Source organism: Microbacterium sp. WCS2018Hpa-9 (genome assembly GCF_031843745.1).
Lineage (GTDB): Bacteria > Actinomycetota > Actinomycetes > Actinomycetales > Microbacteriaceae > Microbacterium.
Genome location: NZ_JAVTIY010000005.1, coordinates 201,645 through 213,928, shown reverse-complemented (window position 1 = coordinate 213,928; position 12,284 = coordinate 201,645). Strand labels below are relative to the sequence as shown.

At 66.7% G+C, this 12,284-nt stretch carries 9 protein-coding genes; 6 read left to right on the top strand and 3 right to left on the bottom strand.

Annotated elements, in window-relative coordinates:
* The first annotated feature begins 227 nt into the window (after positions 1-227).
* From RQG82_RS12220 to RQG82_RS12200, 5 genes are all read left to right on the top strand, one after another.
* Positions 228-1,211, top strand: a complete 984-nt coding sequence (locus RQG82_RS12220) for an ABC transporter permease (protein ID WP_311259342.1) — start codon at positions 228-230, stop codon at positions 1,209-1,211.
* The gene (locus tag RQG82_RS12215; protein ID WP_311259341.1) at positions 1,211-2,128 is read left to right on the top strand and encodes an ABC transporter permease; all 918 of its coding nucleotides are present in this window, start codon (positions 1,211-1,213) and stop codon (positions 2,126-2,128) included. The genes RQG82_RS12220 and RQG82_RS12215 overlap by 1 nt, the downstream gene beginning before the upstream one ends.
* Entirely contained in the window at positions 2,125-4,056 is a 1,932-nt protein-coding gene (locus tag RQG82_RS12210; RefSeq protein ID WP_311259340.1) for an ABC transporter ATP-binding protein, read from the top strand. Before RQG82_RS12215 ends, RQG82_RS12210 begins: the two co-directional genes overlap by 4 nt.
* A gap of 117 nt (positions 4,057-4,173) precedes the next feature.
* Positions 4,174-5,886: an ABC transporter family substrate-binding protein gene (locus tag RQG82_RS12205; protein ID WP_311259339.1), complete on the top strand. Its 1,713-nt coding sequence runs from the start codon at positions 4,174-4,176 to the stop codon at positions 5,884-5,886.
* An 85-nt stretch (positions 5,887-5,971) separates the two neighbouring features.
* A complete protein-coding gene (locus RQG82_RS12200; RefSeq protein WP_311259338.1) occupies positions 5,972-6,739 on the top strand; it encodes an alpha/beta hydrolase in 768 nt (255 codons plus the stop codon).
* Here RQG82_RS12200 and RQG82_RS12195 read toward each other — a convergent pair.
* Positions 6,645-7,955 (bottom strand): MFS transporter, encoded by a 1,311-nt coding sequence (locus tag RQG82_RS12195; protein WP_311259337.1) that lies wholly within the window; start codon positions 7,953-7,955, stop codon positions 6,645-6,647. The genes RQG82_RS12200 and RQG82_RS12195 overlap by 95 nt on opposite strands.
* Before the next feature lie 238 nt (positions 7,956-8,193).
* Here RQG82_RS12195 and rpsT point away from each other — a divergent pair, with 238 nt between their 5' ends.
* Complete coding sequence (gene rpsT / locus RQG82_RS12190; RefSeq protein WP_311259336.1) at positions 8,194-8,454, top strand: 30S ribosomal protein S20; 261 nt, start codon at positions 8,194-8,196, stop codon at positions 8,452-8,454.
* Positions 8,455-8,621: 167 nt separating this feature from the next.
* On the opposite strand, the gene holA is transcribed toward rpsT, so the two are convergent.
* Both holA and RQG82_RS12180 read right to left on the bottom strand, forming a co-directional pair.
* The gene (gene holA / locus RQG82_RS12185) at positions 8,622-9,659 is read right to left on the bottom strand and encodes a DNA polymerase III subunit delta (protein WP_311259335.1); all 1,038 of its coding nucleotides are present in this window, start codon (positions 9,657-9,659) and stop codon (positions 8,622-8,624) included.
* 40 nt (positions 9,660-9,699) lie between these two features.
* Positions 9,700-11,973: a ComEC/Rec2 family competence protein gene (locus tag RQG82_RS12180; protein WP_311259334.1), complete on the bottom strand. Its 2,274-nt coding sequence runs from the start codon at positions 11,971-11,973 to the stop codon at positions 9,700-9,702.
* Between the last annotated feature and the right edge of the window lie 311 nt (positions 11,974-12,284).

Genomic DNA, 12,284 nt, shown 5'->3' with positions numbered 1-12,284 from the left:
TACGGTGAGGCGTGACTAATGCCTGCTTCGTCCGATCCGGTGATATTCTGCCGAGGTTGCCCGGGAGCCATCCGTGACACCGGATCCCGTGAGCGGTAAGACTCCGTCACAGACCAAGTGCAGGTGTCGTGTCGCGCAGATCGGATGATGGTGATTGACTGTCTTCCCGGCTCAGCGTTGCGTCGGCAGAACCCGCGCGCGCCTGTAAAAGAGAAAGAATCATCACCTTGATCAAGTATCTGTTGCGCCGCCTGCTGGGATGGGTGCTGATGATCGTCATCGCGACGAACATCACCTACTTTCTCGCGTGGCTGTACCTCGACCCGGAGAACAACTACGTCGGGCGGCGTCCTCCTCTTTCCGCCGATCAGATCGACGCGCTCCTGCGCCCGCGCAACCTCAGCGAGTCGGTTCCCCTGATCGAGCGGTGGTGGACCTGGTTCTCCGGCATTCTCTTCCGCTGGGATTGGGGCCTCGGCCCGACCGGCGAATCCGTGAACGAGCAGGTCGCCTACCGGGTGTGGGTGAGCGCCGAGCTGGTTCTCGGGGCGACGATCATCACGACGATTCTGGGCATCGCCCTCGGTGTGTACACCGCGTCGCGGCAGTACAAGCTCGCCGATCGAATCGGTCAGGGCACGAGCATCATCACGATGAATATCCCGATCGTCGTCGCGGGCTTCGCGCTGGTGCTCCTCGCGATCAACTTCAACAACGCGGTCGGCACGACCGTCTTCTACGTGACCGGGTCATCCAGTCAGGGGGTGGAGGGCTTCTTCCCCGTGCTGATAGATGTGCTCCAGCATCTGACGCTGCCCACGTTGGCGCTCGTCCTGACGGGCTACGCCGCTATTCACTTCCTGCAGCGCTCGCTGCTGCTCGACAACATCAAGGCCGACTACGTGCGCACGGCGCGGGCGAAGGGCCTGACCAAGCAGCAGGCGATCCGCAAGCACGCGCTGCGCACCTCGCTGATCCCGGTGACCACCCAGGTCGCGTTCACGATCCCCGCGGTGTTCACCGGAGCGGTGCTGACCGAGACGATCTTCAACTGGAACGGCATGGGTCGCTACTTCATCCAGACGTTGAACAACAACGACATCCACGGCGTGGTCGCGGTCGCGGCATTCGGCGCCCTGATGACGGCGATCGGAGCGATCCTCGCCGACATCGCCGTGGTCGTCCTCGATCCGAGAGTGCGGGTGAGCTGATGGCTCTGGAAAGCATCGGGGTCTCCCCCGAGATCGCAGACAAGCCGAAGAACCGCAAGCGGACTTCGATGCTGACGCTGTACACGCGTCGGTTCCTGCGCAACAAGGGCGCGCTTATCGGCATCGTCGTGCTCCTGCTGCTGGTGATCTTCGCGATCGTCGGTCCACTGATCGCCCCCTATTCGTACACCGAGCTCGACTTCCTCGCTCTGCGTCAGGGCCCCTCGGCCGACCACTGGTTCGGGACGAACGGCTCGGGCAACGACAACTTCGCCCAGGTGGCGGTGGGCCTGCAGCGCTCCATGATGATCGCCGTGCTCGTCGCCGTCGGCACGACGGCGATCTCCGCGATCGTCGGCACGACCGCCGCGTACTTCGGTGGCCGCTATGAGCGCATCATGCTCGCGATCATCCACTTCATGATGGTGGTGCCGAACTTCCTGATCCTCGCGATGATCTCGAACGACGCCGGCGGCAACTGGCTGATCATCTCGCTCGTGATGATCTTCATCGTCGGCTGGTTCTTCCCGGCGCGCATCATCTGGACCCTTTCTCTCTCGATCCGTGAGAGGGAGTACGTGCACGCCGCTCGATACGCGGGGCTCTCGGGCATGCGGATCGTCCTTCGCCACATGCTGCCGAACATCGGCTCGCTGCTCGTGATCAACTTCACCCTCGGCGTCGTCACCGCAGTGATCACCGAGACGGGTCTCTCGTTCCTCGGCTTCGGTGTGAAGCTGCCAGACGTCTCACTCGGTGCTCTGATCGGCTACGGCGCCAGCACCCTGGTGAGCGCCCCGTGGCTCTTCTACTTCCCCGCGGCGGCGCTGACGCTGCTCACCGTCTCGATGGCACTCATCGCCGACGGCCTGCGCGACGCCCTCGATCCCACCTCGGCGGCCGGAGGTCGCGCATGAATACTGTTCTTTCCGTCCGTGACCTCAAAGTCAGCTTCGCGTCCGAGGCCGGTCGAGTCGATGCCGTTCGCGGCGTCTCTTTCGATCTCGAAGCCGGCAAGACGCTCGGCATCGTCGGCGAGTCCGGCTCTGGCAAATCGGTCACCTCGCTCGCGATCATGGGCCTCCTCGACGAGAACGCCAAGGTCACCGGGTCGATCGTCTACGACGGCCAGGAGCTGCTCGGCAAGTCCGACAAGCAGCTCTCGGTGATCCGTGGCAACGGCATGGCCATGGTCTTCCAGGACCCGTTGACCTCGCTCACCCCCGTCTTCACGATCGGCGACCAGCTGATCGAGGCTCTGACGGTGCACCGACGGTTGTCGAAGAAGGATGCCTGGGACCGCTCGGTCGAGCTGCTCAAGCTCGTCGGGATCCCAGAGCCGGAGCGCCGCATGAAGTCGTTCCCGCACGAGTTCTCCGGCGGCATGCGTCAGCGCGTCGTGATCGCGATCGCGATGGCGAACAACCCGAAGCTGATCATCGCCGACGAGCCGACCACCGCGCTGGACGTCACCATCCAGGCGCAGATCCTCGAGCTCATGGAGAAGGCGCAGCAGGAGACCGGCGCCGCGATGATGATCATCACGCACGACATGGGTGTGGTCGCGAAGACCGCCGACGACGTGCTCGTGATGTACGCCGGCAAGCCCGTCGAGCAGGCACCTGTGCGGGAGCTCTTCTACCGCACCCGGATGCCGTATTCGATCGGCCTGCTCGGGGCCATCCCCCGCGTCGACAAGACCGAGAAGGTGCCGCTGATTCCGATCAAGGGCAACCCTCCTCTGCTGATCAACCTGCCCGACGCGTGCCCGTTCGCGGCGCGCTGTCCGATCGCGATCGACGCGTGCCGTGAGCGCGAGCCGGATCTGCTGCCGATCTCGACGGAGGGTCACTCCGACCACTCCGTCGCGTGCATCCGCGCGAACGACATCGACGACGACGGACGGATCGGCGGACTCCCCGTCTTCCCGATCCCGGAGATACCCGAGAGCAGTCTCACCAAGGTGCCGCGCGAAGAGCGACCGATCACGCTGGAGGCGGTCAATCTCAACAAGACCTTCCCGCTCATGAAGGGCGCCTTCTTCAAGCGCAAGGTCGGCGAGGTGCACGCCGTCAAGGGCATCAGCTTCGACATCCGCCAGGGCGAGACCCTCGCGATCGTCGGCGAGTCCGGCAGCGGCAAAACCACGACGCTGCTGCAGATCATGGACCTGGTCGAGCAGGAGGACGGCGACATCCGGATCGGCGGCACGAGTGTCTCCGACATCAAGAACCGAGCGGAGGAGCGCAAGCTCCGTCGCGACCTGCAGATCGTTTTCCAGGATCCGATGGGCGCACTCGACCCTCGCATGACGGTCTGGGACATCATCGCCGAGCCGATGTTCGCGATCGGCATGAGCAAGGACGACGTGTTCGACCGCGTCGAAGAGCTCATGGGTCTCGTCGGTCTCGACCCCGCGCACAGCGACCGATTCCCTCAGGCGTTCTCGGGCGGTCAGCGTCAGCGCATCGGCATCGCACGAGCACTGTCGACGAACCCCAAGATCGTCGTGCTCGACGAGCCCGTCTCGGCGCTCGATGTCTCGATCCAGGCCGGCGTGATCAACCTGCTCGACGAGCTGAAGGCCAAGCTCGGCCTGTCGTACCTGTTCGTCGCGCACGACCTCGCGGTCGTGCGGCACATCGCAGACCGGGTCGCCGTGATGTACAAGGGCTCGTTCGTCGAGCACGGTGACGTCGATCAGGTGTTCGACGACCCGCAGCATCCGTACACGAAGGCGCTGCTGTCGGCGATCCCGATTCCCGACCCCGACATCGAGCGCACGCGCGAGCGGATCATCCTTCCGGTCGAGGGCTTCGACGCCGAGGCGATCGCTGCCAGCTGACCTCTACGTCGATGTGCACAGTCCGGTAACGGTTCCGTGTCCCTGGGGTTTCGCCCGCGAGTTGCGGGGTTAGTCTGCCCCTATCCCAAGTAAGGCCGACAGGCACTAAGGAGTACCATGAAACGGCATCAGAAGCTGATGGGCATCGCTGCTCTCGGCGCCGCCTTCGCACTCGTCATGAGCGGGTGTGCACCGGCAGGTAACGGCGGCGGCAACAGCGGCGAAGGCGAAGCTCAGACGGTCGAAGGCGCGGACTACAACCCGCAGCCCCGCGAGAACCTCGCAGAGGGTGGCGAACTTCGCATCCCGATCTCGAACATCGCCGAGCAGCTGAACTACTTCCACAGCGACGGCGACGCTCGCGTCACTCAGGTCGGCACGTGGTTCCGCCCGCAGATCCTGCTCATGGATCCCGACGGCACCGTCAAGAAGAACGACGCGTACCTCGACGACTACTCCTTCGGTGTCGAAGACGGCAAGACCGTCCTGCACTTCAAGGTCAACGAGAAGGCGGTCTGGAACGACGGCACGCCCATCGACGTCACCGCGTTCAAGGCCACCTGGGAAGCCCAGAACGGCGAGAACGAGGAATACCAGCCGAACGCGACCGACGGCTGGAAGGAGATCGAGTCCGTCGAGGCCGGCGAGAACGACCGCGACGTCATCGTGACCTTCAAGGGCGAGTTCGCCTGGCCCGAGATGGTCTACTCGCAGCTGCTGCACCCGGCGGTCAACACGCCTGAGCTCTTCAACACCGCCTTCCTCGGCGACTGGCACCCGGAGTGGGGCGCAGGCCCCTACACAGTCGAGAACTTCGACAAGACCGGTGGCGTCGTCACGCTCGTCCCGAACGAGAAGTGGTGGGGCAACGCTCCGCTGCTCGACAAGGTCTCCTTCATCCAGATGGAGCCGACCGCAGCGGTCAACGCCCTGCGCAACGGCGAGGTCGACATGGCCGAGACCGGCAGCGCCGAGCTGCTCGCACAGGTCGAGGGCCTCGAAGGTGTCAAGACCTACAAGGGTCAGGCCACCGCGAACGCGATCTTCACGCTGAACTCGACCAACCCCGTGCTGGCTGACCTCGAGGTCCGCAAGGCCGTGTTCGAGGCGATCAGCATCGAGCAGGTCAAGGACATCGTCTTCAACGGTCTGAACTACACGGAGGAGCCTGCCGGCTCGCTCACGCTGTTCTCGTTCCAGCCGAACTACATCAACGCGCTGGAAGAGGCCGGCCGCAAGGACGGCGACACCGAGGGTGCCAACAAGCTCCTCGATGAGGCCGGCTGGGTCGCCGGTGCCGACGGCATCCGCGAGAAGGACGGTGAGCGCCTGTCGCTCGTCTTCCCGAACCACTCCGACACCGAGACCGCTCGTGCGCGCACGCTCGCCGTGCAGGCTCAGCTGAAGGAGGTCGGCGTCGAGGTCGTCATCGACCAGCGCCCGTCGGCGGACTTCGCAGAGGACTACACCACGCAGAACGGTGACATCTTCTTCCTCAACTTCACGTCGTCCGACCCGTTCGGTGCTGCCTGGTTCTGCCAGCTGTACTGCTCGGACAGCGGCCTGAACCTGTCGGGAACCGGCACCGAGGAGATCGACAAGATGATCCACGATGAGCTCGAGACGATCTCCGACCCGGTCGAGCAGACCAAGAAGGCCATGGAGATGGAGTCCGAGATCTTCGCGAAGACCTGGGGCGTCATCCCGGTCCTCAACGGCCCGGAGATCTGGACCGTCAAGGAGGGTCTCGCCAACCTCACGCCCGAGCCCTACGTGGGTCTCGACCTCTTCGGCATCACGCCGGTGGAGAACGTGGGATACGAGAAGTAATCCATTCGGAGCCTGACTCGTCAGGGCTTAGCGGCGGGGTCGGTGGTTCATCCACCGGCCCCGCTTTTCTCTCTATGCTGAAGGCGTGAGCGTTCAGATCGTCTTCGTGCACGGCATCCGCACGTCTGCGACGATGTGGCGTTCGCAGCTGGAATTCCTCGGCGAACAGGGCATCCCCGCGGTCGCTGTCGATCTTCCCGGGCACGGCACACGGATGAACGAGGACTTCACCCTGCATGAAGCTCTCCACACGATCGACGTCGCCGTGCGCGACGCCGCCACGCGAGGGCCCGTGCTGCTCGTCGGACACTCGATGGGTGGCCTGCTCTCGCTCGCCTACGTAGGCGGCGCCGAGAAGCCGCAGGTGTCGGGTCTCGTCGCGGCATCCTGCACCTCACTCCCCCAGGGTGCCGGGCTCGCCGCCTACCGGGTCTTCGCCCGCGCGGTCGATCGGCTGCCGGACCGCGGGATGTGGCTCACCCGAAGGTTCCTCGCGGCGACGATCCCTATCGAGACGCGCGGAGACTTCGCAGCGGGCGGCTACGCCCTGGACACCCAGGACACGGCCCTGCGGAACCTCGCCACCCTCGACCTCGCGACGGCCGTCTCTCGTATCGAGGTGCCGCTGTGGTTCGTGAACGGGCAATGGGATCAGTTGCGGGTCAACGAAGCCCTCTTCCGACGGCTCGCGCTGCACGCCGAGCTCATCGTCGTGCCTCGCACCACGCATCTCGTCACCGCGATGCGCCCGAAGATCTTCAACGCGGTGCTGCGTCTGGCCGTCGCGACCATCGAGGCCGGGGCTTCGGCTGCGGCAGCGGATCCCGCGCAGGCTGCCTCGCGAGAGCGGTGAGCCCGCCGCCGACGAGTGACAGCACCGCGGCGACGCTGAACACGAGCCAGAACCCGCCGACAAGCGCCACGAGTCCAGCGCCGAGCACGGGGCCGATCAGCTGACCGAGCGCGGCGGTGACGTAGACGATGCCGAGATCACGGGCGTGATCCTTCTCGTCGGGCAGCAGATCGGCGGCGAAGGCGAGTCCGACGGTGGAGAACGCGCCGTAGCCGAGCCCCATGAGCGCCGCCGCGACCATCGTCGCCTCGAACGTCGGGACGACTGCGATCACGACGCCCGAGGCCGCCTGCACGAACGTGGCCAGGATGGTGAGGGTGCGTCTGTTGCCGGTGCGGTCGGACAGCACGCCGGTGACCACCGAGGCGAGCACCACGAACAGCGTGTAGACCACGATCAGGAGCAGCAGATTGTCCTGCGCGACCGTCGTCTCCTTGTGCAGCCCGTGGAGCAGGAAGAAGAGGAACAGCGCGGTGCCCAGCGCGTTGCCGATGTTGGTCACGAGGCGGCCCGACAGCATCCACGCGAAGTCCCGATCGCGCAGCGATGCCAGCAGACGACGATCGCTCTTGCCCGGCAGCGTGTCGACGACGGCATGTGGGTCGGGAAGGAGCAGCGCTGCGGCCGTGCCCACCACGGCGATCACCGCGGCGAGCAGAAGATAGCCGTCGCGGATGCCCAGCCCGAGGAGCACCACGAGGCCGACCCCCAGGACGATCCCCACCGCCTGGCTCGATCCGACGGCAGCAGCCGCCGCGCCCCGTTGCGTCGTGGGGAGCTGATCGGCGATCAGCGCGGTGAAGGCCGCCGACGACACCGAGACTCCGATCGACACTCCGACCCACGCGGCTCCGACGGCCCAGGGGCCCTCGCTGAAGCCGGTGACGACGAGGAACACCGCGGTGACGAGCACGCCCCCGATCGCCCAGGGGCGCCGGCGCCGGCCCCCGACACGCGCTCGGTCTGACAGGGCCCCGGCCAACGGCCCGGCGACGATGCCGGCGAGACCGCCGATGCCGAGCACGAAGCCCGAAGAGATGACGCCGCTGATCCAGTCATCCTCTGCAGTGTCGAGCTGGAGTGGCAGCAGAAGCTGTACGGGCGTGAGCTGCACCGTCCAAATCGCCAGCCAGGCGAGGGTGAACACGGTCATCCATCGTGGCCCGACCCTGCGCGAGCTGGGCACCGGCGAGACAGCTGGGAGGGCGGGGCTCATGTCGCTCCTTGACGTCGATGTCGCGACGCGAGTGTCGGGATACTGATGATTGTGCACCCGCATGCACCGCTGCCGCATCCCGCAGAGGGAGACGCCGCCCCCGTTTAGGGTGAACAGCCCGGAAGCTGGTAGAGTTGGTTCTTGGCTTGCGTGTGGGTTCTTCCCTCACGACCGCCGAGTGGGAGCCCTCTTCTTCTGCCGGCATTCCCTAACAACTCCGTACAGAAAGCGTCCACACGTGGCAAACATCAAGTCGCAGATCAAGCGCAACAAGACCAACGACAAGGCACACGAGCGCAACAAGGCCGTGAAGAGCGAGCTGAAGACGCACATCCGTGCCACGCGCACCGCTATCGTCTCCGGTGACAAGGCTGCAGCCGAGAAGGCTCTGAAGGCTGCTTCCCGCAAGCTCGACAAGGCCGTCAGCAAGGGTGTCATCCACCAGAACCAGGCTGCGAACCGCAAGTCCTCCATCGCCAAGCAGGTTTCCGCTCTCTGAGCCGATTCCACGCCTGACGGTGTGACAAGAGCCCGTCCCGTTCGCGGGGCGGGCTCTTTCGCGTCCGCTGATGCGCACTGCCGCACGTCGGGCTTGCCTGGCGGCGCTCATTCGACGGCGCGAAGAGCGTGGATGTCAGCGACGGTGCCGCGCGACCGCGGCGACGCTCACTCGCCGAAAGGCTGACGGGTCGCGATGACCGTGAGCATGCGCTCGAGCGCGAAGATCGGGTCGCGCGCGGCGCCCTTCACCTCGGCATCGGCGCGAGCCGTCGCCTGGATGGCCATGCCGAGCGATCGCTCATTCCACCCGGCGAGGTCGCGCCGCGCACGGTCGACCTGCCAATCCTTCATGCCGAGCCGCTGGGCGAGCTGACGGCTGGGTTCGCGGTTTCCGGCGACGCGCGCCATCGTGCGCAGCTTCATCGCGAAGGCGGCGACCATCGGCACCGGGTCGGCGCCGGATGCGAGTGCATGACGCAGCGCGACCAAGGCCTCGCCATAGCGTCCGGCGATGGCCGTGTCGGCGACGACGAAGGCTGACACCTCGACGCGCCCGCCGTAGTACTTCGTGACGACTTCTTCGGTGATGTCGCCCTCGACGTCGACGATCAGCTGCTGACATGCCGCCGCGAGCTCGGTGAGGTCATCGGCGAACGCCGAGACCAGGGCGCGCAGCGCGGGTGGCGCGATGCGCTTCTTGGCCGTCTTGAACTCCCCCGCGGCGAAGTCGACGCGATCGCTGTCACGCTTGATCGCCGGGCACGGAATCTCGATGCCGTCGCCGGTGCCGGCGCGCACCGCGTCGAGCAGCTTCTTGCCTCGAACGCTCGCGCCTGTGTGCCGAAGGATGACCGTCGCGCCTTCCTGGGGATGTTCCAGGTACGAGACGGCCTCCTGCAGAAAGGCATCTGAGCACTTCTCGACACCCGACACGCGCACGAGACGCGGTTCGCCGAACAGCGACGGCGACGTCAGCGAGAGGAGGGTGCCGGGCGCATAGTCGTCAGCGCGGACATCGGTCACCTCGAGCGCAGGGTCTTCGGTGCGGAGGTAGTCGCGCACCCCGGCGATCGCACGCTCTGCGCAGACCTCTTCGGGGCCGAACACGAGCACGACGGGAGCGGGTCGTGGCTCGCGCCAGGAGACCTGCGCGATCTTGGCTGCCTTCGCTCCGCCGCGGGAGGGGGTACGAGAAGCAGCCATGCCTCCAGACTACCGGGGGCCGCAGACGTCGCCTTCGTCGTCAGGGCGGCTGTCTCTCCGTCCACAGCTGAAGCTCATCCTCGTCTAGGCCGACGAGGAGTCGACCCTGCTGATCGGTGCGCAGCACGCGCGCACCTGCGGCCTCGAGCGACGCGAGCGACTCTGCTCGCGGGTGCCCGTAGTCGTTGTCGATGCCGGCGCTGAACAGAGCGATGACGGGGCGCAGGTCCTGATAGAGCGGGAAGTCCTGGTCGGCGCTGCCATGGTGTGCCACTTTCACCACCGCATAACTGCCTCGGAGATGGGCCGTGCGCGACAGCATCCGCTGAGCCTCTGCCGACAGGTCACCGAGGAAGAGCGACCGCGGCACCCCGCCGCCTTCGACCTCGAGAACCACGCTCTGGTCGTTGCCCGGCGGGAACACCTCGGATCCGCGCTGCGGCCACAGCACCTGCCACGACGCAGTCCCCAGCTCGCCCTGCATTCCCGCCGACGCGGGGGTGATCGTCGCACCACCGTCAGCGAGGCGCTGCAGCATCCGCTCATCGCCGCTCTCCCCCGGCGGACCGTGCAGCACCGCCCCGACTCTCCCCTGCACGGCGTCGACGCCGCCCACGTGATCGAGGTCGAAGTGCGTGAGCACGAGCAGGTCGATGTGCTCGATGCCGAGACTGCGCAAGCAGGTGGCCAGGGGCTCGGGCTCTGGGCCCGCGTCGATCAGCGCGATCCGGCTGTCCGACCTGACGAGCAGCGCGTCTCCCTGCCCGACATCGCAGGCGGCGATCGACCAGCCGTCCGGGCTGGTCGCACTCGCGAGTGGACCGTTGAGAGCTACGTGAGCGCCGCCTAGGGCGAGCACCACTGCGATGACCGATGCGGAAGCGCCTCTGACGATCGGGAGTGTGCGGCATCCGTCGGTCAGAATCACCCCGGCCGCGGCGCTCACGATGCCGACGAGCGCCGCGCTTGCGACGCCCGGAACCACCGCGACCTGAGCGAATGGGAGTCGCGCGGTGACGCCTGCCGTATGAGCGATCCAGGCGGCCGGCAACCAGGCGGAGGCCGCCAGAAGGTCTGCGAGCAGTGGCACCGGGGCCGCGAGACAAGCGAGCAGGCCGATGATCGTGGCGATCGGCGCTGCGGGCGCTGCCAGCAGGTTCGCCGCCAGACCGACGAGTGACTGCTGCTCGGCGAACAGGGCGATGACGGGACCGCACACCAGCTGCGCTGCCGTCGGCACGGCGATCGCAAGGGCGAGAGGCTGGGGCATCCACCGTGCGAGACCGCGGGTGAGCGACGGCGAGAGCATGATCAGCGCGCCCGAAGCGGCGACCGACAGTGCGAATCCCGCGGTGGAGGCCAGCCACGGATCGGCGATGAGGATGCCGCTCGCGCTGAGCGCGAGCATTCCGGCCCCGGCGCTCGGCCTGCCGAGCAGCAGCGACAGCATCGCGACGCCGGCCATGACCGCCGCCCTGATCACGCTGGGTTCCGGCGTCACGAGCACGACGAAACCAGCGAGGGCGACGGCGGCCGCAACGACACGGGTCATGCGGCCGGCCCCGCACAGCGCAGCCAGCCAGAAGACGGCCCCGACGACGATGGCGCAGTTCGCCCCGGAGACGGCCGTCAGGTGGCTGAGTCCACTCGTGCGCATGTCGTCGTTGAGCTCGGTCGACACCGCACGGGTATCGCCGACAGCGAGCCCCGGGAGAAGACCTGCCCCTGGCTCAGGGAGTCGCTGCGCTCGATCGATGAAGACGCTCCGCAGGTCGGCGGCGACCGCGAACACCCCGGATGCCGGAACCTCGACCGATGCTGTGCTCGCGAACACCACCAGCGCCGACCTCTCCCCCGGATCCGTCGCCGCTGCCTCGCCCTTCACCCTGACTGTCGCACCAAGATCGAACCCGTCGGCCGGGTCGATGCCGACCCGCACCGGCGCCGATGCCGCCCGCAGCGACCCCGGCGATCCGATACCCGTGAGCTGCACCTCCATCCACAGTCGCCCGTCCCGACCGACCGACGCCGACGACGTGACCTCCCCCGTCGCCTCGACCACACGCCCATCCCACGACGCCGCGCTGTCGCGGGCCGGCATCGCGGTCATGGCAGCGATCGACACAGCCGCAGCAGCGGCAAGGAGCACCACGATCAGCCCGGCCCTCGACGCGGTGCGTTCGCGGCGCTTCAGCACGACTCCGAGCACCGCGCCCGCTCCGAGCGCGCTGCCGCATGCGCACCGTCCTGCCGCAGCAGGGACGAACACGCAGAGGAGCGCGACCATCCACACAGCCACCGCGATGGGCAGCATCCGTAAATCGCGCCTCATGCCCGCACGACGTCACGGATGACAGCGAGCATCCGTCGGCTGCTCACGCTCTTCGCGGATCCTCGCATCAGAAGAACCTACGGTCCCCCGACGTGGCCTCGTTGGCGCCGAACCGGCCATTGTGCACAAGCGTCAACGACGTCGCAGTGTGCAGAAGCGACGGGCGACCCTACGGCTCCTGCACAACCTCGAGGAACCGCGCTGCCGCATTGCCAGCCGAAACGGCTCGACTCGGTCAGCCGGGAACGCTACACCACCCGTTTCGGCGCTCTCCGCCGCAAACGATCGTTTTC